We start from the raw sequence: 22,594 nt of genomic DNA, 5'->3' as shown, positions 1-22,594 counted from the left end.
TGGCGGCCAGCTGGTGTTCGCGGGCGGAGGCGACGGTCTGGAACGCGACCCGGTGGGCGCCGGCGAGGAGGAGGGCTTCGCCGCGGCCGGCAGCGAGGAGCATGCGGGCCTCGCCGGCGGTGAGGCTGAACGTGGCGGCGATCCGGTCGATGGCCTGTGGCGCCTGGCGCATCAGGATCTGGGTCGCGGCGTTCGCGATCACTGCTTGGCCGAGGTCGCTGCCGAGCAGGTCGGCGGCGTCCTGGGTGATGACGGCGACGCCGGCGCGGCGTTTGCGGGCGGCTTTGGCCAGCCGGTACAGGAACTTGGCACCCTCGCCGTCCTTGAGCAGCGTCCACGCCTCGTCGACCACGACCAGCCGCCGCACGTCGACAGCGGGGTGGTCGACGTCGCGCCAGATGGCGTCGAGGGCGAGGAGCATGCCGGTGGCGCGTAGTTCGTCGGGGAGTTGTCGGGTGGACCAGACGACGAGGTGCCCGTGCGGCGGGGCGGTGGTGGGTCCGTCGAACAGGTCCCGGAACGATCCGTCGACCCAGGGCGAGAGCCGGACCGCGAGCTGGCGTGCCGCCGCATCGCCTGCGCCGGCTTCGGTGAGGGTGGTGGCGAGGTCGCGGAGCAGCGGTGCCGGGCGGGTCCAGGTGGCGGGGTCGTTGCTGATGCCGGCGGTGGCGTAGGTGGCGGTGATGGCCTTGTCGAGTGCGGCGCGTTCGCCCGGTGGGGGTTGGTGGCCGAGGAGGACGGCGATGAGGGTGTGCAGGAACAGCGCCCGCCGGGTCAACGCGTCCGGGCGCCGGTCGCCGGGTGGGATGTCGAGCGGGTTGATCCGCACCCCGGATGCGCCGAGTTGGACGGTGGTGCCGCCGACGGCGTGGCACAGGCGCAGGTATTCGTCTTCGGGGTCGATGACGGCGATGTGGACGCCGTCGTAGAGGCTGCGCAGGATGTCGAGCTTGATCAGGTAGGACTTGCCGGCGCCGGACCGGGCCAGGATGACGGAGTTGTGGTTGTCCTGCGTCCACCGGTCCCACCAGACCACCCCGGCCGACGCGGTGTTCACCCCGAACAGCACCCCACCAGCCGGCACGCCTTCACCCGGTAGCGGCGCGGGCAGGTCGGCGCAGGCGAGGGGGAAGGTGGTGGCGAGGGCGTCGGTGTCGAAGATCCGCCGCATCCTGAGTTGATCGGTGCCGAGGGGCAGCGTGGACAACCAGCCCGGCAGTTGCCGCCACGTCGCCGGCTGGGTGTCCAGCAGGACCGACGCGGCCGCGGCCCGCACGTCGGCGACGGCCTCGGCGAGTTCGGCCTCCGTCGCCGCGTGGACGCACAGGTAATGCCCGACGCGGAACAGGCGGGCCGCACCGCGGGCCAACCGGTCGGCGAGATCGGCGGCGTCTTCGGCGGCGTCTTCGGTGGCCGGGTCGTTGAGTCGACCCCGGTCAGCGTCCAGGCGCCGGACCGATTCCAGCCGGGCCCGCTGTTGGCGCAGCCGGGACGTGGCGGTGGCGGCCGGGACGGGTTCGAGGTGTTCGACGAAGTCGACCCGGCCGGGCAGCGACAGCAGCACGTCGGGCCAGCCCAGGCCGACCTCGGGCGGGTAGCCGGTGACGATGACGACCGCGGTGTAGCCGTCCCCGATGTGCAGGAACCGCGGTGTTGACTCGACCGACGCGGGTCCGACCACGGCGGCGATGTCGGCTTCTTCAGCCCGACGTTTCATACTTGCTCCTCCCACGAGGCGGCGGTGACCGGGGTGTGCGGTGGGGTGCGTGGCCAGCTCGCGTCGGCCGGTTGGAACGGGTCGACGGCGGCGGTGAGGACCGCGGTCGCCGTCGCCGCGTCCACGACGGCGGCCCGGCACCCAACCGCGGCCAGTGCGGCGCCGGTGTGCTCGGCCCGCCGCATTGCCTCACCCCGACTACCGGCTGGGGCGGTGCAGGCGACGGTCACGGTGCGGCACAACGGATCCCGCTGCTCGGCGACCTGCTCGAGAAACTCGGCGTAGTCCAGGGCGGCGTCGGACAGCGCCGGGTGCGGCAGATGCGGTGCGGCGTCGGCGATGCGGATCGCCTGACTGGCCAGATCGACCCGCTGGGTCGACACGACGATCTGCACCGGCCCGGTGAGGCTGTTGAGCCACCGCCCGTAGGCGCCGACGATCGCCGCCTGCTCACCCGCGGTGCGCAGCCCGACGTTGACCGTCGTCGCGGCCACCAAAGCGACCGATCCGACGTCCGGCACGGTGATCGTGCCGTCGTCAGCGATCGCCGTCGCCGGCAGCCGAAGCACGGCCGGCAGCGGATGGCCGGTCGTGTCGGGTCCGAACGGGGCCGACCCAGCAGGGTTTGCGGGCACTGCCCGGCGCGGTGCGCGGCGGTGCCGGATCGCGGCGAGCAGCCAGGCGTCCAGCGACAGCCCGTCGCGGCGACCGAGGGCCAACGCCGCAGCCGCACCGGCGACGGGGATCACCGCGACGGCGAACACCGGCAGCGGCAGCCGGACGCCGATGGTCTGCCACAGCAGATACACCACCGCGGCCGCGGCGGCGAGGATGGCGATCTGCCGGGCGGTCAGGCCCCACAGGATCCGGTCGGGCGCCTCGACATCGGCCGGAACCCGTGCCGCGCATGGCTCGTCGTCGAAGCTGTTCTTGGCGTTCATCGGTGGCTACCCACCGCCGGCGCCAGGCATGATTGGCGCGTGTCGGACCAGAGCGGCCGTTCCGGGCCGGATTCCACCTGCTACCCGGACGTCGCCCGGGCCGGTGACCTGCGGCGCGCCTTGCAGGATCAGTTCGACGCCGCCGGTCTGGTCGGGCACGTGCAACGCCTGTCCTCGCGCGGCTGGCGGGATGTCGCGGCGCAGGTCCGCGATGCCGAACGCGCTGCCGATGTCGTCATGGGCGCCCAGGAACGCGTGTTCTGCCTGCAATTCTGGGCACGCGGTGTGCACATGGCCCACGGCAACACCGACGACCTGGCCGCCGTGGCCGCCGCGATGCACGCGTGGCAGTCCGGCATGGCCGTCGGGCCGTTGACCTCGGCCTGGCCGTTCCTGAGTACGAGCGGGTTCGCCATGGCGTACGAGCGCAGCGAGGGCGAGGCCATCGACTACCGGTGGCGGCAGTACCACGCCAACAGCTCCGGGGCGGTGCAGCTGACCCGCCTGCACCCGTTCATCAGCCATGCATTCGGTGAGCCGCGGTTGCGGGCGTTGCTGCCGTACACCAGCCATTGGACACTGCATTTCAGCTGGACCGTCAGCCCCCCGTACAGCGACGACTGCCCGGTGGTTGTGCCGCTGTCTGACGGGCGGTTTCTCGTCACGACCGCAGACGGCCGCGAACTCGGGATGGCCGACCCGGCCGGCGGAGTGGCGTTGGTACTGACCGCGCTCGGCGAAGTACCAGCCGCCCAGGCACACCGCACGTGATTCGTTGATCATTCGGCCGTCAGGGTTCGACACAGCTACTCACCTCGTGGCGTTGTTGTCGGATGTCATGTCCTGTCATCGGTGCCCGCGCAGGTGATCAAGGCCGGTGGCGATCGGTGGGCGTTTCGGCCGGGTCGGTGGCATCGCCGTTGCCGGTGTGACACCGGGCGGGATGGCCGGCCGGGGACCGGCAGGCGATGGCGGCGGTGCGGTTCCCCTGGCGCGGATCGGTGGCCGTGACGACGCCGGCCGCGCCGGTGGTGGGGTCCGGCGGGGGACGGTGCGGGTGTAAGGGTCGACGCCGGCGGCGAGTTCCTCGCGGGTGTACGGCCACACCGGGCGGCCACTGGGCCACGCCCTCGCCACGCGTCCCTGCCCGGCACCACGCGGCGGCGGCAGCGTCCGCCGCGCCGCACCGGCCGGGCCGGGGGCGATCGACGGGCCGGCGGCCATCGACGGGCCGGCCGGGCCGAGTTGACGCGGCAGCCGGGTCGCCGCGGCGCCAGCGGCCCCAGCGCCGGCCCGACCGGCTGTTGCGGACGCGGCCCGGCCGGCTGCTCCGGCGGCGGCCCGGCCGGTGACGGGCAGGCGCAGCAGTCCGGTGACCCGCTGGATGGTGACCATCCGCAGGACCATGCCGACGACATTCGGGCCGGAGCCGCCGCGGGTGACGTAACGGCGCATCAGGCCGGGGATGCGGATGGTGACCCAGAGCAGGCAGACGACGATGAACAGCCGGATGGTGCCGGTCGGGTCCTGGGGCACGCCGAGGGCGTCATTGTTCGTCCGCGGGTCCAGGAAGATCATCATCGTGGTCGACAGGGCCAGAACCTGCAACACGACCGTGGCGAGGGTGCCGAGAACGGCGCGCCACCACAGCCGGGCGGCGGGGTCGGTGAACGGGGTGGCGTGGCAGGCCAACGCGATGGGTGCGATCCCGACCAGGACGACGAGCAGGCCGATGCGGATCAGCCAGGTCGCCAGCAGCATGGCGGTGAGGACGGCGAGCATGGTCGCGGCGATGAGGGCGAGCAGCCCGTTGGTCTGGTCGCCCAGCGCCGCACCGATCAGGTCCTGGAGTTGGGCGACGGTTTGCGGGGTGGACAGGTCGCCGACGGTCAACGCCTCGGTGATGGCGTTGGCGGAGTCGATGAGGGTGCGGCAGATCGGGATGGCGAAGTTCGCGGCGATGAACCCGATCACCAGTCGGGGTGCGAGTTCGCCGACGCCGTACCGGGTCTGGACCGTGCCGTGGCCCATCACCAAGGCGCCGGCGGTCAGGATCGCCACCGCGAAGGTGACGTCGACGAGGGTTTGTGCGTTGCTGGCCATCGCCATCACCTGCGGCACGGTGGTGACGTCGGGGGTGGTGAACGCGGTCGCGGACAGCAGCTTCCACAGCAGGCCGATGATCTGGGCGACGAGGACGGCGAGTTCGTCGAGGAAGCCGTGCAGGAGCCAGCGGGCCATGTCAGGCCACTCCGAGGATGTTCTTGAGGATGGTCAGGATGACCGGGGCCAGCAACGCCAGCGCGTAGCCGATCCCGGCGGACTTCAGCGCGCCTTTGGCCCGTTCGACCTCGGACGGGTCGTCACCGGCCATCAGGTACCGGGCGCCGCCGATGGTCAGGAACAGGGTGGCGACCGCGGCGAGGATCCCGGTGATCCAGGTCGTCATGTTCCCGATGACTGTGGGCAGGTCGTTGACCGCTTGCAGCAGATGGACTGGGGTTCGATGCATGTGTGTTCACACCTCGCGGTTCGGTGGGGGCGTCGCCGCACCGGCGACGTCGGGAATCGCGAGCCGAGGGCTGGCGATTCCTTGTCCACCAAGGGCTCCGGTTGGGCACCCAACTCAGCGGCCGCGGCGCGGTCGGCACCCAACGGGACCCAACCGGACCCAACTGGCGCCGCGGGTCAGCTGCCCGGAGCGGCGGCAAGGAGTTGTCCCCAGGCGAGTTCGCCGCCGCGGATCGCCTCGGCGAGGCGCAGTTCGGCCTTGTACCGCCACGCGGTGGCCAGGTCGCGGCTGATGCCGAGCTTGTCGGTGACCACCTGCAGATCGACCCGGTCCAGCCGGGTCGCCGAGATCAGCAGGCACTCGTCCGGGTCGATGACGGCGGCGGCGACAGCTCGGCTGAGGACCCAGTCCGGGTGATCCCAGGGGAACTGCGGCGGGAGCGACCACCGGCCGACCACCCGCACCAGGTCGACGCTGTCGGCGTCCTCGCGGCTCCTCTTCACGCGGCGCGCGCCCGCGTCGATGAGCTTGCCCACGATGCGGGTCTCGGCCAGATCGATCGACCGCAGGTGTTCGACGAACCCGAACAGCAGCTCGGCATCGCGGTCGGCGGAGTCGTCGCGCCAGCCCTGGCTGAGCATCCCGGCCATGCGCCGCAACCCGGGCAACGCGATACCGGCCGCCGCGACGACCCACTCCGGCCCGTCCCGCCGAGCCCGGACGACAAGCTCGCGCCATACTGCGTCGCGCACCGGTCGGGGCGTCTGCACACCGATCAGGACGGACTTCAGCTCGTCCAACGGCAGAACCCGCGGCGGCAGGGCGGGAAACGGACGACCATCGAAGGCCAGCGGCGCCGGCGGACACACCAGCAGATCAAACGCGCGTTGGACGGCGTCGAGGGGCGTGGACGGCCACACAGAAGACACGAGGCAACTCCAAACGTTGACGATGTGCCTATCCGCGCACACGAACCCAACGAGTTGCCCAACCGCCACTATCGGCCTGCCCAACCGGCCGAAGGATCTATGCTGCCGTCGTGCGTCCCACCCTGATCGGCGAGGTCACCGTGGCGGAGGCGGGCTGGATCACGTTCCACGACGGGATCGGCTGGCTGGTCCACCATCGCACCGAACGGGCGGTGACCGTTCTCGGCCCGGACCTGCGCAGTGCGGTGCGGATCGACGTGCCGGTGGCGTTGCCGTTGCGGGCCAGCGTGAGCACCCGTCACCTGGCGGCGGTCACCCTGGACGAGCTTGTCGTGTGCGACCGGCAGGGCACGCCGTTGTGGCGGCGGGAGCTCGTCATCCGGCGCGGTGGGCTGCCGTGCGAGCCGAACTGCCATCTCGACAGCCACGGCGTGCTGTGGGTGTATCTGCCCGACGGCGACGAACTGGTCGCCTACGACGCCGGGTCGGGGGAGGAGATCGCCCGGGTCGGGTTGGATTCGTCGGTTGGCGCGGCGCAGTTCTGGCCTCATCCCGACGGTCGCCGGCTCGGATTTCACGTCGCGATGGGCCAGGACACCCCACTGAGCCACCTGGCCCGGCTGGCCGACGGCCGGATCACCGGCCGCAATCTGCCCGGCGGATTCCTCACCGGATTCGACTCCACCGGCGACCGCTACCTGGCCATGCCCCACGCGGGCGGGGAACTATCGATCCGGGACCTGACGACGGGCGATCCCGTCGTCAGCGGGCAGACCGATGACCGGCCGTTGATGGAGGCAGCCGCGTTCGTCAGCGACGGGTATGTCCTCGTCGCCCTCGACACCGACGACGGCTATGAGGACCACGTGCTGCTCTCCGCCGCGACGTTGAGCCCGTGCGCCGAGTTCCACTACGGGCTGCCGATGCAGACCAACTCCATCGCGGCGACCGACGGTCGGGGTCGCTGGATCACCCACGGCCACCGGGAGGACGCGATCCGGCTGTGGCAGCTGCCCGATCCCGTCGACGCCGTGCCCGGCCAGCAGCAGTTGTGGTGACCGGCCTCCAGCCCGCGTCGTGGTACGAGTTGGGGATGACGGTCATCGACGGCGCCGCCTCGCGGTGCTGCCCTGGGCCGCGGGAGAGCACCGCGCCGGGCTTGAACTGAGAGCATGCCCGACGCCCAGGCACTCGGCGCATTCCTGGTCCGGTTGCACCGCACCCTCGCCGCGGTCGTGCCGGCCGCCGCGGACCGGCACGTCGTCCCGGTCACCGACGCCGCGACCGCAGCCGCCCGGATCGACCGGTACCTCGCGGTGATCGCGCAGAGACCGAACCGGGACGTGTTCGACCGGTTCGTCGAGGCCGAGCTTGCACCGGCGGCGCGAGCTGCTGGACCGGGTCGCCGCGCTCCGCCCGGCCGACGGCGTCGCCGTGCGGCCGTGCGGGTCGGCAACGACCTGTGGCACCTGCGCCTGCACGACAACCATGGCAGGGACCAGGACACCAACTCCTGCGACCACCTCTTCCGTTCGGCGTCGGCCCTGCTGACCTGGTGGACCGACCACCGGGACGACGTCGTCACCGCCCTTACCGGCGGTCCGGGCAGTGAAACCGATGCCGCGCCGGCGGTGCGGTCGGTCGGACCGCCGGTCCCGGGCCGGTACCGGTCTTGACCCGGATTGTCGACCGGCCGAACCGTCCGCGGTCGCGACGGGACCGGTACCGGTCGAGCCGATACCGGTTGCGGGACCGCAGCGGTCGCGCGCCGGTCCGCGCCGACGACCGTCCGCAACCCAACCGGTTGGGTTGCCAACCGCTGAGTGTGGACCCAACGAGTTGGGTCAGTTGGGTGCGACATTCGGATCGTCCGCTGCCAGTTGGGTGCCGGTTGGGCCATGGGTTGGCGTGAATCCAACAGACAGTCCGGCCGGTGAGCCGCCTACGCCTGCCTTGCCCGAGACCAGCCCCGCTGACGAACCTCCGATCCCGGTCACGGTGTGGCACGTGCCAGACCTGTGGCGCACCGACGACACCGGTGACGAGTTCAGTCCCGGTCTGGCCGGTCTCCTCGTCGCCCTGTACACCCGACCCGGCGACATCGTCGTGGCCCTCGGCCACGACCCCGCCCTCGCCGGTGCCGCCGGCGCGCAGGGCTGCACCTATCTGGCCGTCGACGACCCGGCCGACCTCGCCGACCTCGACACGGTCGCCGGTACCGTCCGCCTCATCGTGCTGCCACCACGCACGACGCACCGCATCCGCCACGACCCGGCCGCCGCGGTCGACCTGTTCACCGCCTGCCGCACCCTCACCGTCCCGGCCGGTTGCACCATCGTCGCCCTCGCCACCCTGCCCACCGGTGCCGCCGCCTACGCCGACCTCACCCCGCTGCTCATCCCCGCCGCCCGACAGGCCGGCCTCGACTGGCTGCGGCACATCGTCGCCGTCACCACCCCACCGGGCGACGAGCCCACCGACCCGGCCATCAAGTCCGAGGCGCGCGTCAGGATCCACATCGATCTGCTCGTCCTCACCGTCGGGACGCGTGACCATGGCTGACCGTCGGAACGCACCCATCGGCGCGTCGCAGCCACCACGGTTGTCGGTCATGTTCGTCGGCCGGCGAAGCCTCGCCGCGCAACGTCGCGGCCGCTACGTCGCCGGGTCCGCCGCCCACCCGGCCCGGATGGCGCCCGACCTCGCCACCGCACTGATCGAGGACTACACCCGTCCCGGCGACCTCGTCCTGGACCCGCTGGCCGGGACCGGCACCACCCTGGTCGAAGCCGTCCATGCCGGCCGCAACGCCCTGGGCGTAGAGATCGGACCGGGATGGGTCGCCCTTGTCCGCAGCAACCTCGCCCATGCCCGTGGCCATGGTGTCGCGGGGCATGGTCGCGTCATTCGTGGCGACGCCACCCGGCTCCCGGCGGGTATCCCGATCGAGTTGAGGGGACAGGTCAACCTGGTCCTGACCGCACCACCACTCGCCCCGACGATGCCCGTCCAGCGGGCGGGTCGTGGCCGTGTCCCGTTCGTCGACGGGATGGCCGCGGCTCTCGCCGGATGTGTGCCGCTCCTCGCTCCGGGCGGGGTCATCGTCGTCGTCAGCCGACCCTGGCGACACGAGCACCACCTGGTCGATCAGCCAGGTTTGGTCGTTGCCGCCGCTGTTGCCGCCGGGCTCGAGCTGATCGACAGCCGCCGCGCGGTCCACGCCCGCATCCGCGACGACCGGTTCGTCGCGCGACACGCGTCGTCGGCCGTCACCGGCGACCGTCGCGCGACGCCGGTCGGTTGGCTCCAGCACGACGACATCGCGATCCTGATGTCGCGTGATGTGTCGTGATCCGTGGCAGCACCCGTATAACTACGGATATCTTCCGGGCCGGTCACGCCGCAAGCTGACAGTCATGGCGCAGTCCTCCACCCACGTCGTCGTATTGGCTGAGCGGGACTATTGCTACGGCAGGGGCGAGCTCACCTTGCGGATCGGTCGGGTCGACTACGCCCACCCGGTCCGCTACGACAACGACACCTTCTACAAGGTCCACGGGGTGCAGCTCAGCTGGACCGGTGCCGATGTCGCCGAGCGCGAGGTGCTGGTTCGGGCCCGGCTGCTGCCCCGTTCTGACCGCTAGCCAATGAGACGCGCGACCGGACCTGGAGAGTGTCGGTGTATCCGGAGACTGTCGAACAACTCGCCGTGGCGAGTGCCTGGCTGACGTACAACGGCAGCGTGTTGTTGTTCGGCTCGCACGCCGCGCTGGACGGTGGTGTCGTCGACGCTCTGGTCGACCGCGTCGACGGTCGGCGTGTACTCGTCTGTCGCCGCGACCGTACCGATCCGCGGCGTCGGCTCGGCACGTTGACCGCGCTGTTCTCCACGGTGGACGAGACGGAGGCGGCCGCCCTCCCGCCGGGCCACCGCCGGCTCCTGGCGGAATCGATCTTCCGGGCGCCCGGGGCGGAGGGCGCGTCCGCGCCCTCCGCCGAGGAGTTGGGACCGGCGGTGCTGAGCCTGCTGCGGACGCTGAGCGGATCGACGCCGCTGTTGCTGATTGTCGAGGCGGTACACCGGTTGGACGACGACACGCGCTGCGTGCTGGAGTACGTGGCGGAGGAGACGCGTGGGTCGCTCGTCCGCATGATCGCCGTGGAAGAGGTGCCCGGCCCCGGCGGACCGCGGGGCTATGCGATCTGCCCGTCGCCGCTGGTGATCATCGGTCTCGGTCCGTCGTCCGGCTCGCTCTCGCCGAACTGACGATGGCTGGTCTGTTGCGACGCGGCCCAGGCGGCCGCCTGGCTGCGGCTGGCGAAGCCGAGCTTCGCCAGGATGTTTTCCACGTGGCTCTCAGCCGTCCGCTGCGAGATCACCAGTGTGCTGGCGATCTCCTTGTTGGACAGGCCCTGGGTGAGGAGATCGGCGACCTGGCGCTCCCGGCGGGTCAGCCGCGTCGACCGCTCCGCGGGTGGTGGTGGCGTCGGTCGTCGGTGTTCGTCGAGGGCGAAGGCGATCGCGTCGTCGTGGGACATGGCCCGGCCGTGGGTGAACGCCTCGGCGAACGTCGAGTCGGTGAGGCCGGCCCGGGCCTCCCGCCGCGCCGTCTCGTGCGGGCCGACGAGATGGTTGAAGGTGGTGACCGATGCGCCCATTTCGGCCCACAGCGCGTCAGCGGCACCGAGCAGCGTGGCGGCACGGCGGTACTGCCGCAGGCTGGCGACGGCGCCGGCCATCATCTCGATGCCTTGGACGGCGCCGTACCGATCGATTGATCCGGGCAGTCGGTTGAGTCGCAGGATCGCCTCCACCAGGGCGACGACGTCGGTCATCCGTCCCTGCCGCCACGCCGACAGCGCCTGCGATCCGAGGGCGTACGACCGGTAGTGATTCACTCCGCGTGGCTCCGTGATCGCCAGGACCTCGCGGAAACACGCATCGGCCCGGTCGTGGTCACCGGCCAGCCCGGCCGCCGTCCCGAGCATCATCAGCTGGCCGAGCCGCAGTTCGAGGCTGTCCACCGACTCGCGTTGCGGCACGGTCGACAGGATGTCGCACGACGTCTCGAGCGCCTTCATCGCCGCGGGCAGGTCCCCGTCGTACAGGCGGAACTGCGCCCGGATGAACACGGCCAGGGCGATTTCGGCGGTGGCGTCCAGCCGTCGGGCCAGATCCTCACCCTCGTCCAGCAGGCGCCCGCCCAACTCGGTCTGGTTCTGGGCGATCGTCATCTGGCCATCGAGCAGCAGCGCCCGCGCCCGCACGGCGGTCGGCGCGGTGGCCCGTGCCAGAGCGAGGTCCAGCCAACGGCGACCCTCGCCGAACATCCCGGTGGTCCACCAGTACAGCCCCGGCAGGTTCACCATGATTTCCAGGACCGCCGGGGCCTGGCCGGGTTCGGCCAGGCAATCGTCGACGGCCGCGCGCAGGTTGGGGTGCTCGCGGTTCAGCCTGGCCATCCAGTACGCCTGCCGGCTGCTGATCCACTCCGCTTTGGCCAGCGCCACGAGGTGCTGGTACCAGGCGCGATGCCGGCGGCGGAACGCTTCCCGCTCAGCGGCCTCGACCAGCTTCTCCGCGCCGAAGTCGCGAATTGTCTCCAGCATGCGGTACCGCGCCTGCTCGTCATCGTGGCCGTCGTCGTTGCCATCGTCGTCCCGAACGACAACGGACTTGTCGACCAGGCCCGCCAGCAGATCCACCACCTCGTCAGCGGGCACCAGCTCGTCGGTACAGATACCCTCGACCGCGTCGAGTTCGAACCCGCCGACAAAGATCGACAGGCGCGCCCACAACACCTGCTCCGCCTTGCTGCACAGATCGAACGACCAGTCGACGCACGCCCGCAGGGTGCGCTGCCGCGCCGGCGCGCTGCGGCTGCCCTGGCTTAGCAGCGCGAAACGGTCGCCGAGCCGATGGAGCAGTTGCTGCGGCGACAGCATCCGAATCCGGGCCGCGGCAAGCTCGATCGCCAGTGGCAGCCCGTCGAGGCGGCGACAGATCTCGGCGATCGCCGTCCGGTTGCCCGCGGTCAGGTCGAAGCCCGGCTTGACGGCCCGCGCCCGCGTCGTGAACAACGCCACCGCGTCGTACCGGCCGATCTCGTCGAGGCGCTGTCCACCACCCGAGGCCGGGGCCGGCAACGGTGCCACCGCGAAGACAACCTCCCCGGAGACGGCCAGCGGCTCGCGGCTGGTGGCCATGACCCGCAGCGCCGGGCAGGTGCGCAGCAAACCCGTCACCAGGGCCGCGCACGCTGGCAGGAGATGCTCGCAGTTGTCCAGCACGAGCAGGGCCCGCCGTTGGGCGAGATAGTCGGTCAGCTGCCGCAATGACAGCCCGCCGCCGCGATCCTCGAGCCCGAGCACGGCGGCGAGCAGGCCCGCCAGCGCACCCGAATGCTCGACCTCCTGGCTGCCTGGTGCGGGATTGCCCAATCCGGGATTACGCAGTCCGGGATCACGCAGTGCGGCCAGGTCGACGAACCAGCTGCCGTCGGCGAATGCCCGTTCCATCTCGGCCGCCGCCCGCAGCGCCAGCCGGGTCTTGCCTATTCCGCCGACACCGACCAACGTCACCAGCCGGCTACCGGACAGCAGCTGCCTGACCTCACGCAGCTCCGACCTGCGACCGACGAAGCTGGCCAACTCCGCCGGAAGGTTCCCCGGGACGACTCGACGAACCACCGAACTGACGCTACTCCGCACCGCCTGCACCGCGGTCCGTCGTCACCCGTCCGTGTACGCGTGAGGAGGGCCAGGACGCTTTTGTGCCGTACTTGCTCCCGGCCGTCGGGACGTGAGAAAGTTGCGCGCGGCACTGTCGTAGATCAACCAGAGCGGATCCCGGCGCTGCGAAAGGCGGGAGAAGACCTGTGTCCCAGGAGGATCTCGTCGAAACCCGCCTCCGGATCGGGCGGTGGTTGCCGTCACACGAGACGACGATCCACCGCCGCGAGACAACCGGCGGCTCGGCGGACGTCGAGCCGATCGTCCGACCGCTCCCGACGACCGAGGTGGACGACGCGCCGTCCGTTCCGCGGTGGACCCGCGCGTCAGGCCCACGATGGACCCTTGTCGCCATGGCCGTGTCGCTTGCCGCCATGCTCCTGGTGGGAGCCGCGGTGGATCAGTGGACCGACAGCGCCCCGAACACCCGCCGCGGAACCGACCCGGACACCCGGGCCGGCGCCACCGCCAGCCCGGGTACCTCCTCCGCTCCGGCCGGCGCCGTGCTGCCCCCACCCGATCTCGTCGGCCACGTCGCCGAGAGCTGGCGTGGTACCCCGGGAACAAGCAACACCGACACGGGGGCCGCGGGCCCGCAAATGACCGTCGGCGCGCGGATCGGGTTGGAACCGGTCAGCCGCCCCGGATTCCGGGTACGGCACCGCAACTTCGTCGGACGCACCGACCTCATCGGACCCGCCAGCAACCAGCTCGACCGAGCCGACTCGTCGTTCACCGTCCGCAAGGGCTTGGCCGATCCGCGGTGCTTCTCTCTCGAGGCGGTGAACTTCCCGGGCTTCTTCCTGCGGCACCGGAACTTCGAGATTCGCCTGAACCGGTACGACCGGTCCGCGCAGTACGCGCAGGACGCCACGTTCTGCGTCGTCACCGGGCTCGCCGGGCAGCAGATCTCCCTCCGGTCGATCAACTTCCCGGACCGCTATCTCAGCCATCGGGGCGACGAACTCCGCCTCGACCGGCTCGACCAGAGCAGCGCGACCCGCCTCGCGATGACGTTCGCGGTCCGCCCCGCACTGCTACCGGCGCGGTCCGGCTGACACGCACCCACAGCGCGTCAGTCCGGCGCGTCGCGCAGCCGGATCGCGAGCTCGGTGCGGGTGCGGACGTCCAGTTTGGCGTAGACGCGGGTGAGATGTGCCGCCACGGTCTTGACGCTGAGGAAGAGCCGGTCGGCGATCTCCTGATTGGTGTGTCCGGCGGCGACCGCCTGCGCGACGCGACGTTCGGCCGGGGTCAGCGCGGCCGGCGTCGATACGGCGGTGCGTGGGGCCCGGCCGCCGATGCGCGCCAGTTCGCCGGTCGCGGCCGCTGACCAGGACCGGGCGCCGAGGCGGTCGAAGATGTCCCGGGCCTGCTGCAGTCGTTCCCTGGCGGTGCGTTTGTGCCGGCCCCGGCGCAGGACGGTGCCGAGGGTCAGCAGGGCGCGGCCCCGCTCCAGCGGCCAGTCGAGGTCGGCGTGTTCGGCCAACGCGTCGTCCAACGCGGCCCGCGCCCCCGTGGTGTCGCCGCGGGCGGCCAGCACCAGTCCCCGGCCGCGGGCGGCGACCGCACGGGCCAGCGGTCGCCCGGCCCTGCCGTGCGTGGCGAGTTCGGCGACCAGTTCCTCGGCGCGGTCCAGTTCGCCCAACGCCACCAGCGCATCGACGTCGTACCACGCGAGGTGCACCCAGCCGGATTCGCGGATGCCGTCGGCGCGCAGGCTGTCGAGGACCGCGCCGCAGTGCGCGTGCGCCGCGCGAGGGTCGCCACCGACGAGTTCGGCGAAGCCGAGTACGGACCGGGCCTGCAACAGCATCGGCGCGGTGCCGCGTGCCTTGGCGAGGTCGAGCATCTCGGTGGCGGCCATGCGGGCCGGCCCGACGTTGCCGCGGTGCGCTTCGACGAGGGCCACCGCGTACCGGTCGAACCCGAACGCCGGTAGTGCGGAACAGCCACGGACAAAACGCACCACCTCGTCGGCAAGCCGCGCCGCCCGGTCCCATCGACCGGTGATCAGGTCGACCTGGAGCAGCAGCACCGCCGCGCCGGCCTGGCCCAGTTCGTCGCCGGCGTCGATGGCCCGGCGGCGCAGCCGCTCCAGCCGGCAGGTCGCGTCGGCGAGGTCGCCGAGCATGAGCGAGACCATCGCCACGTAGCCGTCCGGATCCTCCACCACCGCGAACGGGCCTGCCGCCGCGGCCAGCCGGTCGATCCGGTCGCGCGTCTGCACCGGGTCGATCGCACCGGTCAGCAACGCCGCCATGCCGTAGGAACTGAGCGTCTCGAGTTCGGCGCGGGTGTCGCCGCTGGCGCGGGCCCACTCCAGCGCCGACCGCCAGCAGTCCACCGCCTGTGCCGTGCGGCCCTGCCAGCCGTACAGCCCGGCCAGTCGACGGGTCGCCTCGGCGGCGACCGCCGCGTTGTCGCCGGCCTCGGCTCGGGCCGCCTCGACCAGCCGGACCGCCTCGGCAAGGTTGCCGTCGAGGTGGGTGAGCATGCCCAGCCGCCACATCAGGTCGGCGCGGCCCGGACCGCGTGGTGTGGCATCCACCGCCGCCGCCAGGTGTGCCCGTCCGCGGCCGATCTCACCCGACATGACGCGGTGATACCCGGCCGCCACCAACCGGCGGCACCGGTCCGGGATCCGGCTCGCCGGGGTCAACCGCGCTGCGGCCTCGGCCAGGGCCGCGGCGACCTCGGGGGCGCCCCTGGCCCGCGCCGCGTCGGCGCCGCGCTCGGCGGCGGCCGCGGTGTCCTCGTCGGGCCCGTCCGCCGTCCCGATCAGGTGCCACGCCCGTGCCTGTGGCTCGGTGACCACCGTGGCGAGCCGCGCGTGCAGCCAGCGGCGTTCGGACGGCGTCAACCGGTCCAGCGCGGCGAGCCCGAGGAGTGGATGGTCGAACCACAGCCGGCCCTCGGCCACGTGCAGCACGCCGGCGTCCAACACCGGGTCCAGGCCGGCCCGGGCGTCCGGGCCCAGCGCGTCCACCACCTGCGCCACCGTCGGGGCGGCCAGGCTCGCCACCGCCGCCAGCGGCTGCCTGGCGTTCTCGGCGAACCGGCCGAGCCGGTCGGCCAACAGATCCGCCAGCCGCGGCGGCAGGACCAGCCCGGCGGCATCGGTCGGATCGTCGCGGCGCACGGCGGCGGCCAACTCGACCGCGTACAGCGGGTTGCCGGCCGCGATCGCCAGGATCCGTGAACGGATCGACCGGGGCAGCGGCTCGGCGAACCGGCGCTCCAGCAACGCTTCGACCGCCCGTGGTTCCAGCGGGCCGACCGGCAGCCGGGTTGCCGGCACCTCCGGCCCCGCCACGTCCAGCCCCTGCGGTGCCGACCCGTCGCCGCTGCGCCGGGACACGAGCACCCGGACCGGGACGCCGGCCAGCCGCCGAACCGCGAAGGTCAACGCCCGCGCCGAGTCCGGGTCCAGCCACTGGCTGTCGTCGATGGCCACCAGGACCGGCCGCTCGCCGGCCAGCGAACGGAGGGCCTCCAGCACCGCCCGCCCCACCGCCTGCGGCTCGACCGCCTGCTCGCCGACCTCCCGACGGAGCAGCACCACCTCCAGCACCCGCCGCAGCGGCGTGGCCATCCCGGGCAGCACATCCACGGCCCGGGGGCTGAGCAGGTCGGCCAGCCCGGTGTAGCCGAGACCGGACTCTGCCGCCGTGCAGCGCAACGCCGACACCCGCAGCCCCTCCTGGGCGGCCCTCGTCACCGCCGCATCGAACAAGGCGGTCTTGCCGGCGCCCGGCTCGCCCTCGATCGTCAACACCGACGGACCGGCGCCGGATCCGGCCACGAACGCGTGCAGTCGCTCGAGCTCCGCGTCCCGCCCGACAAGATCGATCAACCGCTCCTCCTCGATGGCAGCACCCATTGTGGCCGTCCGGTACCAGCGTGTCAGTGCGCCGTTCGGAGGTCCGAGGTCAAAGATGCGAAGTCCTTCCGATTCCTCCGGGCACAGGACGCCCATACGGTCGGTGCCACACACGCAGAGTCACCGGAGGAACCATGCGTACCGTCCGGCTCGTCGTCGGGGCAATAGCCATTTTCTATGTGCTGACGTGGGGCGTCGCCGCGCTCGGTCAGGCGGCCTGGCACTCCACCGCGTCGCGGTGCGGGTACGCGGCCGCGAACCAGGTCTGCGAGCTCGACGGCCGGTTGTACGTGTCGTGGACGAACTATCCGTACATCCGACCGATCCTCAACGGCGACGTGCCCATGCCGGCGGGAACGAGGAGCGGCCGCGGCAACCCGCGGACCCGACTGGCGCTGGCGATGTTCTCGATCTACCGAAGCGTGCAGGGCAACCAGCTCGTCGCGCAGGCCGATCAGCTCCCTCGCAGCTGCGGCGGTTTCTACATCGAACTGGACGTCGGGCCGCTGCTCCTGCCCGCGCTGAAGGCCGTGCCGTCGTGCGTCACGTCCGTCTGACACCTCGGGTCACAGGCGTGCGCATCTGTGCAACCAGCACCTGAGCCCGGTCAACGTCGGGTATCCGTCCTTTTTATTCGCAATTGTGATGATAGCCCTATGTTGTTGAGGTGAGACTTTCTCGGCGAGGGGATCCGAGGGCCGGTCACGGGCCGGGGCGAGCGGGGATGAATGGAGCGCTGACCCGTCGGGCGATCCAGGTGGGTGCGCTGGCGGTGGTGGGCGCTCTTGTGCCACTTGTCGTCCTGGCGACCCTGACGCTGACGAAGTCCGAGGCGGCGGTGCGCCATGAGGTCGAGGCCCGGCTGCGACTGACGACCTCGTTGTCGAGCGCGTTGATCGCGCAGCAGGTCGGATCGATCGTTTCCCTGATCGAAGGCGCCGCGAAGCGGCCGCGGCTGGTTCAGGCACTCGCGGACGGCGACCCGGCCCGGTTCGACCAGGCAGAGATCGACCAGCAAATCCAGGCTCTGCAGGAGTACCGCCAGGGGCGGACGACGTCGGGCCTGCTCGACCTTGACGGCATTCTGCGCGGAATACCGGGCGCGCCGGAGCTGCGTGGCAAGGATTTCAGCAGCCGGGACTACTTCAAGGGCGTCGTCGCCACGGGCGGGACCTACGTCTCGGAAGCGTTCGTGTCGGCGGTACAGGCACACCCGTTCGTGGTGTCCATCGCGACGTATGTCCGTGCCCCAGCCACGGGCGGGCAGGCCCTCGGACCGCCGCTCGGGGTGCTTGCCGCCACCGTCGAACTCGGCGAGGTGCAGGAGATCGTCGACGACGTCGCCGCGGTGCAGGGCGTGGATCTGTGGATCGCGGACCAGAAGGGCCGGCTGGTGGCCGCACCCGGCGGTCGCCCCAGGGCATTGCTTCCGGTGGCCAGCGCGCCCATCGATTCCGTCGCCGAGGTTGCGGCGGGCCGGCTCGTCGACGTCGACAACGGTGGCGAGGAACTGCTGGCGCTACGGCAACAGGCCCTTCCCCTCCGCTGGACGGTGTTCGCGGCCGTGCCACGAGACCAGGCGTACGCGGGAGCCACCGCGATCCGGACCACCGTCCTCGCGATCGGGGGTCCGCTGGGTGTCATGGTCTGCGCCGGGATCTTCCTGCTGCTCCGGACGCAGCGCCGCCAGTGGCGGGCCGAGGCCCACCTCGCGCTCGCTCGCGACGACGCTCGCGACGCGTCCCGCCAGAAGTCGGAGTTTCTGGCCAACATGAGTCACGAACTGCGCACTCCGCTCAATGCCATCCTCGGATTCAGCGAACTGATGGCCGACGAACCGGCCGACGGGGGCAACCGCACCGTGCCGAGCGACTGGATCGATCACATCCGCAACGGAGGCAGGCACCTGCTCGTGCTCATCAACGACGTGCTGGACCTGTCGAAGGTCGAAGCCGGCCACATCGAACTGTTCCCCGAACCGCTCGACCTCAGCACCGCCATCGACGAGGCCGTCGCCGCACTCGGCCCCCTCCTGAGCGACCGGAACCTGGCGGTGACGACAACCGTCCCGCCGCTGACCATTCCGACCGACCGGGTCCGGTTCCGGCAGATCCTCAACAACCTGCTGTCCAACGCCATCAAGTTCACCCCGAACGGCGGACAGATCTTCATCAACGCACACCGGGCCGGCGCCCAGATCCACGTGTCGGTCACCGACACCGGGCCGGGCATCAGCCTGGCTGACCAGGCCCGCGTCTTCACCGAATTCGCCCAGGTCGGCGACGTCAACCTGCGCAAGGGCGGCACCGGCCTGGGTCTGCCGCTCGCGCGGCGCCTGGCACAGGCACACGGCGGGGATCTCACCCTGGAGTCCGAACCCGGTCACGGCGCCCGCTTCACCCTCACCCTGCCGGCCATACCCCATGCCGAGCCCGGAGCCCCATCCGATCCGGCCGCCACCGCGTATCCCTGCGGAGGGATCCTGGTCATCGAGGACGACACCGCGGCGTCGCTGCTGCTCCGCACCCGCCTCGAACGCGCCGGGTACCTCGTGACCGTTGCCGCCACCGGCGAGGACGGGCTGGCCGCGGCCCGCTCCTGCCAACCGGACCTCGTCCTCCTCAACCTCACCCTTCCCGGCCCCGACGGACGCCTGGTGTTGCAGCAGCTCAAGGACGACCCGCAACTGCGGCACATCCCCGTCGCCGTCATCAACATCGACGACGACCAGCAGGTCGGCGTGGCACTCGGCGCCGTCGACTACCTCGTCAAGCCGGTCCAGCACGATGCGCTGCTGGGATGGCTGGTCCACCACAGCGTCGTCCCGCCGCTGGACGGTCACACCATCAACGTTCTGGTCATCGACGACGACCCCGCGACGCTCGCGGTCGTCACGCAGACGTTGCAGCGCCAGGGCGTCCAGGTGGTCGACGCCGCCAACGGGACCGACGGGCTCCGCCTGGCCCGCGCCCACACCTTCGACCTGATCATCTGTGACCTGCTCATGCCCGGCATCGACGGCTTCACCGTCATCGCGGCGCTTCACGACGACCCCGCCACCCGCAACGTGCCGGTCCTCGTCCTGACCTCCCACGACCTGACCCAGAACGACCGCAACCGGCTGTCCGGCAAGACCCTCGCCATCATCACCAAAGGCGGCCAGACACCAGCCGACCTCCAGGACTGGATACACCGCATCACCGAACTCAGCTCGATCACACGCTGACCCCACCGATCATCGAGGGCCGTCGACCATCTGGATGCTCGTTGGCCGATCTCGGCCCGGTGGTGCGCTCCCGGAGCCTGGGACCCGGCCGCGACGACCGCAGCACGAAGGCCAGCCCGACCAGGCCACGCATGAGCCCTGATGAGATCAGCGTCTGGGCCGACCAAGTCGGCGACCTCCTGTCGGTGCTCGCTCGAGCAGACCCGGCCGACAAGGCCGAGGTTTGCTGTCAACTCGGCCTGCGCCTCACCTGGCATCACGAAACACCAACGGCGCAGGCGGAGATCGATCCGCTGCGCCCTAAGGAAAGAGTTGTGTCCGAGGCTCAACACGAACCATTCTCCAACCCAGTTCGGTGCTCTCGGCGGATCTCGTTGTGGCCTGAGGGAGGGGCTCGCGAGGGCCGCATGTCGACGAGGTGTGGGTTGGTGCCCGAGCAGGGCATGTCACAGATCGCCAATCGCCGGTTCGGCAGGTAAGCGCTGCTCACCGGCCTGAGCGCAAATCCATGTTCCCGTGCGGTCCGCGGAATCTCTAGTCCCCGCGTCGATCATCGGCGAGCGGCCGAGAGCCGATAGCGCTCCGTCGCTGGCTACTGTGGGTGTCGTCGTGGGGCCGCGCACGGAAAGATCCTCGCCGTGACATGGCGCTGTCGACGGCCAGAACCAGTTTGGCAAGGAGGAGCGGTGTTCAGTTCGTGACCGCGGTGCTGATGCCGGACCTGGTCGACCGGCCGGTCTGTTTTACCGACAACTACCGCATGCGTTGCGGCTGCGGCGGCGTCGAAGAGCTGAGCGCGGTCGACTATGCAGCCGAAATCGATAAAGCCCGCATACCTTGTTCGCACTGTAGGGGCAGCATCCACCTCGGCCTGCTCGCCACCGCGTTACGCGACCTCAACGATCCCGCGTTGGAGAACGAGCAGCTCAATCGGCTGGCTTGGTACCACACGAGTACGTCGAGCGGTACCTCGGGGCGGTCAACGCCATCGTGGCCCAAGAGTTCCGCCGCGCCGTTCGTCCACGGCGATGGAACCCCGACAGCAACGTCCGCGCGTACGCCGCCTTCTACGCCAAACGTGCCTTTGCGCTGACGCATCCGTCTGCACTGATCGCCGAGCTGGCATCGCGCCCCGCCGGAACCCTGGGATCGCGACCGGCCGAGATCGACAGCTGAGGCTGTGGTAGAGCATCGCCCGGAGTCTCAATGTCCTCGGCGTGCCGCCGCCGTCCGTGCATGACCGCGTCCGGAACAGCCACCGTACAGGTGAGGCGTGGACGTTACGAACGGTGGCGGAGATGCTGGCCAACTCCCGGTACACCGGTCGGCAGGTGTGGAATCGGCAGCGTACCGATCACAACGAGACCGAGCCGGGGGATAGGCGCACCAGTCGTGGATCGGTGCGGCGGTGGAATCCGAAGGACAAGTGGGTGACCTCGGCCAGCGTCGCTCATGAGCCGCTGATCAGCGAGGTCGACTTTGTCGGCGCGCAGTCCGTCAGTGCTGTGCCGGCCCCGGCTGACCATCGGTACGCGCTCACCGGGTTGGTGATCTGTCGCCTGTGCGGACGGCGCTTCGACGCACACTGGGTACACGGGCGTCCGGGGTATCGGTGCCGGCACGGAAGTACCAGGGCAGGACCAGCGTCGGCCGCCGGGCCGAAGCCGATCTACCTCCGGGAGGACGTGCTCGTCGCCACCATCGGACTGTAGGCCGCAGGTCCGATCGGAGACTTTGGTGCCGACGCCGGTGACATGGCGGCCTACCTGCGGGCCAACTATCTGACCGTGGTCTGCGACAGGAACGCGATCACCATCACTGGCCGGCCGACCACAAGCCTGAGTCCGTCGCTGAAACAGAGACCCCCACCCGAGATGCTTGTGCGAGCTTGGCGGCCTCCCAGGATTCAGCAAGATCCGCGGGCGGGGTCCTTGACGTGTCGCAGTCGCGCGTAGCAGCGAGTGCTGCTCGGCGACTGGCATCGGCTGCTCTGACGGGTAGAGGTCCGCGTCGAGTGCGTCAGCCGTGGCCGTCCAGGTGTCCAGGTGCTCAAGGGACGGGACCGGATCCGGATTCCTCCCATGAAGAATTTCGCAAATCTTTGCATATGCGTCCAGCGCGCCCACCACGAGCTGCATGCGGCGAACCTGAGCCGCCAGCGACAGCCCTTGTTCGCCGACGCTGAGGAGTAACCGCCGCTCGATAAGGGAGATGCCTGGCTTCGCCGCGACTACCGTGCGCCGTAGCTGAGCTGCGGCCCTTCGGCATGGACGACTCGTGGAGTGGTCCCGGAACGCGAAATGCTTCTGGTCTGGATCGATGGGACTTGTCTAGCCCGGGCCCTCATGACCGGCGACGACACCGAGTCACCTCGTGATGATCTAGGTTGGCCCGGTCGACCGGCTGGCTCCAGATCGCGCGGGCATCGACACGTTCGGCATCGGGCGGGTCATCACCAGCGTGGTGCCGATGTTGAGAATGGACGGTGCGGTGCGCCGACAGCGGTGGCCGAGTGGAGGTGGCTATGCCGGACGAGGATGCCGACGACCCGTACCTGTGGCTGGAGGACGTGGACTCGCCCCGTGCGTTGGAATGGGTGGGGAAGTGCAACGCGCAGACGCTTACGGTACTTGCCGACGATGCGTTCGCCGGGC

The 22,594-nt window shown here is 70.8% G+C and carries 19 protein-coding genes; 12 read left to right on the top strand and 7 right to left on the bottom strand.

Going from position 1 to position 22,594, the window contains the following annotated elements; genetic code table 11:
- Both Vau01_RS61850 and Vau01_RS61845 read right to left on the bottom strand, forming a co-directional pair.
- Nucleotides 1-1,717 (bottom strand): VirB4 family type IV secretion system protein (locus Vau01_RS61850; RefSeq protein ID WP_204014645.1); only part of this gene is annotated, 1,717 nt, incomplete at its 3' end.
- On the bottom strand, nt 1,714-2,658 hold the full coding sequence (locus tag Vau01_RS61845; RefSeq protein WP_204014642.1) for a PrgI family protein: 945 nt from the start codon (nt 2,656-2,658) through the stop codon (nt 1,714-1,716). The genes Vau01_RS61850 and Vau01_RS61845, both read right to left, overlap by 4 nt.
- A 39-nt stretch (nt 2,659-2,697) precedes the next feature.
- Here Vau01_RS61845 and Vau01_RS61840 point away from each other — a divergent pair, with 39 nt between their 5' ends.
- Nucleotides 2,698-3,429, top strand: coding sequence for a DUF6193 family natural product biosynthesis protein (locus Vau01_RS61840; protein WP_204014640.1), 732 nt, complete (start codon nt 2,698-2,700; stop codon nt 3,427-3,429).
- Nucleotides 3,430-3,504: 75 nt separating this feature from the next.
- On the opposite strand, the gene Vau01_RS61835 is transcribed toward Vau01_RS61840, so the two are convergent.
- From Vau01_RS61835 to Vau01_RS61825, 3 genes are all read right to left on the bottom strand, one after another.
- Nucleotides 3,505-4,899, bottom strand: a complete 1,395-nt coding sequence (locus tag Vau01_RS61835; protein WP_204014637.1) for a TrbL/VirB6 family protein — start codon at nt 4,897-4,899, stop codon at nt 3,505-3,507.
- 1 nt (nt 4,900) lies between these two features.
- The gene (locus tag Vau01_RS61830) at nt 4,901-5,170 is read right to left on the bottom strand and encodes a pilin (RefSeq protein ID WP_204014634.1); all 270 of its coding nucleotides are present in this window, start codon (nt 5,168-5,170) and stop codon (nt 4,901-4,903) included.
- Between the two features lie 176 nt (nt 5,171-5,346).
- On the bottom strand, nt 5,347-6,099 hold the full coding sequence (locus Vau01_RS61825; protein WP_204014631.1) for a hypothetical protein: 753 nt from the start codon (nt 6,097-6,099) through the stop codon (nt 5,347-5,349).
- Between the two features lie 110 nt (nt 6,100-6,209).
- On the opposite strand from Vau01_RS61825, the gene Vau01_RS61820 reads away from it, so the two are divergent.
- The 6 genes from Vau01_RS61820 to Vau01_RS61795 all read left to right on the top strand — a co-directional run bounded on the left by Vau01_RS61820 (nt 6,210) and on the right by Vau01_RS61795 (nt 10,366).
- Entirely contained in the window at nt 6,210-7,157 is a 948-nt protein-coding gene (locus Vau01_RS61820) for a PQQ-binding-like beta-propeller repeat protein (protein WP_204014629.1), read from the top strand.
- Between the two features lie 114 nt (nt 7,158-7,271).
- Entirely contained in the window at nt 7,272-7,775 is a 504-nt protein-coding gene (locus tag Vau01_RS61815; protein ID WP_204014626.1) for a hypothetical protein, read from the top strand.
- A gap of 331 nt (nt 7,776-8,106) precedes the next feature.
- Entirely contained in the window at nt 8,107-8,661 is a 555-nt protein-coding gene (locus Vau01_RS61810) for a hypothetical protein (protein ID WP_204014623.1), read from the top strand.
- Complete coding sequence (locus Vau01_RS61805; RefSeq protein ID WP_204014620.1) at nt 8,654-9,451, top strand: TRM11 family SAM-dependent methyltransferase; 798 nt, start codon at nt 8,654-8,656, stop codon at nt 9,449-9,451. Before Vau01_RS61810 ends, Vau01_RS61805 begins: the two co-directional genes overlap by 8 nt.
- 64 nt (nt 9,452-9,515) lie before the next feature.
- Nucleotides 9,516-9,743 carry a hypothetical protein gene (locus tag Vau01_RS61800; RefSeq protein WP_204014618.1) on the top strand — a complete coding sequence of 76 codons (228 nt, stop codon included), beginning with the start codon at nt 9,516-9,518 and terminating at the stop codon, nt 9,741-9,743.
- A gap of 35 nt (nt 9,744-9,778) precedes the next feature.
- Nucleotides 9,779-10,366: a hypothetical protein gene (locus Vau01_RS61795; protein WP_204014616.1), complete on the top strand. Its 588-nt coding sequence runs from the start codon at nt 9,779-9,781 to the stop codon at nt 10,364-10,366.
- Here the strand turns inward: Vau01_RS61795 and Vau01_RS61790 are convergent.
- On the bottom strand, nt 10,294-12,789 hold the full coding sequence (locus Vau01_RS61790; RefSeq protein WP_204014614.1) for a LuxR C-terminal-related transcriptional regulator: 2,496 nt from the start codon (nt 12,787-12,789) through the stop codon (nt 10,294-10,296). The two genes, Vau01_RS61795 and Vau01_RS61790, sit on opposite strands and share 73 nt — an antisense overlap.
- Nucleotides 12,790-13,184: 395 nt before the next feature.
- Between Vau01_RS61790 and Vau01_RS61785 the strand changes: the two genes are divergently transcribed.
- Nucleotides 13,185-13,889: an AbfB domain-containing protein gene (locus Vau01_RS61785; protein WP_204014612.1), complete on the top strand. Its 705-nt coding sequence runs from the start codon at nt 13,185-13,187 to the stop codon at nt 13,887-13,889.
- Between the two features lie 17 nt (nt 13,890-13,906).
- Here the strand turns inward: Vau01_RS61785 and Vau01_RS61780 are convergent, their stop codons facing one another.
- Nucleotides 13,907-16,714, bottom strand: a complete 2,808-nt coding sequence (locus Vau01_RS61780) for a helix-turn-helix transcriptional regulator (RefSeq protein ID WP_204014610.1) — start codon at nt 16,712-16,714, stop codon at nt 13,907-13,909.
- 134 nt (nt 16,715-16,848) lie between these two features.
- Here Vau01_RS61780 and Vau01_RS61775 point away from each other — a divergent pair, with 134 nt between their 5' ends.
- From Vau01_RS61775 to Vau01_RS61760, 4 genes are all read left to right on the top strand, one after another.
- Nucleotides 16,849-17,271 (top strand): hypothetical protein, encoded by a 423-nt coding sequence (locus tag Vau01_RS61775; protein WP_204014607.1) that lies wholly within the window; start codon nt 16,849-16,851, stop codon nt 17,269-17,271.
- A 167-nt stretch (nt 17,272-17,438) separates the two neighbouring features.
- The gene (locus tag Vau01_RS61770) at nt 17,439-19,940 is read left to right on the top strand and encodes a response regulator (RefSeq protein WP_204014604.1); all 2,502 of its coding nucleotides are present in this window, start codon (nt 17,439-17,441) and stop codon (nt 19,938-19,940) included.
- A 697-nt stretch (nt 19,941-20,637) separates the two neighbouring features.
- A complete protein-coding gene (locus Vau01_RS61765) occupies nt 20,638-21,033 on the top strand; it encodes a hypothetical protein (RefSeq protein WP_204014601.1) in 396 nt (131 codons plus the stop codon).
- 97 nt (nt 21,034-21,130) lie between these two features.
- Entirely contained in the window at nt 21,131-21,652 is a 522-nt protein-coding gene (locus Vau01_RS61760; RefSeq protein WP_275424071.1) for a recombinase family protein, read from the top strand.
- The last annotated feature ends 942 nt before the right edge of the window (nt 21,653-22,594 follow it).

Origin of the sequence: Virgisporangium aurantiacum (assembly GCF_016863635.1) — a bacterium.
Lineage (GTDB): Bacteria > Actinomycetota > Actinomycetes > Mycobacteriales > Micromonosporaceae > Virgisporangium > Virgisporangium aurantiacum.
Note: the sequence above shows the minus strand (reverse complement) of the source record. Positions and strands in the feature narration are given on the sequence as shown.

What these genes read in the sequence shown, in the direction of transcription:
- Vau01_RS61845 (WP_204014642.1), bottom strand. Translation starts at nt 2,658, where the DNA reads ATGAACGCCAAGAACAGCTTCGACGACGAGCCATGCGCGGCACGGGTT.
- Vau01_RS61835 (WP_204014637.1), bottom strand. Translation starts at nt 4,899, where the DNA reads ATGGCCCGCTGGCTCCTGCACGGCTTCCTCGACGAACTCGCCGTCCTC.
- Vau01_RS61830 (WP_204014634.1), bottom strand. Translation starts at nt 5,170, where the DNA reads ATGCATCGAACCCCAGTCCATCTGCTGCAAGCGGTCAACGACCTGCCC.
- Vau01_RS61815 (WP_204014626.1), top strand. Translation starts at nt 7,272, where the DNA reads ATGCCCGACGCCCAGGCACTCGGCGCATTCCTGGTCCGGTTGCACCGC.
- Vau01_RS61805 (WP_204014620.1), top strand. Translation starts at nt 8,654, where the DNA reads ATGGCTGACCGTCGGAACGCACCCATCGGCGCGTCGCAGCCACCACGG.
- Vau01_RS61800 (WP_204014618.1), top strand. Translation starts at nt 9,516, where the DNA reads ATGGCGCAGTCCTCCACCCACGTCGTCGTATTGGCTGAGCGGGACTAT.
- Vau01_RS61785 (WP_204014612.1), top strand. Translation starts at nt 13,185, where the DNA reads ATGGCCGTGTCGCTTGCCGCCATGCTCCTGGTGGGAGCCGCGGTGGAT.
- Vau01_RS61780 (WP_204014610.1), bottom strand. Translation starts at nt 16,714, where the DNA reads ATGGGTGCTGCCATCGAGGAGGAGCGGTTGATCGATCTTGTCGGGCGG.
- Vau01_RS61775 (WP_204014607.1), top strand. Translation starts at nt 16,849, where the DNA reads ATGCGTACCGTCCGGCTCGTCGTCGGGGCAATAGCCATTTTCTATGTG.
- Vau01_RS61770 (WP_204014604.1), top strand. Translation starts at nt 17,439, where the DNA reads ATGAATGGAGCGCTGACCCGTCGGGCGATCCAGGTGGGTGCGCTGGCG.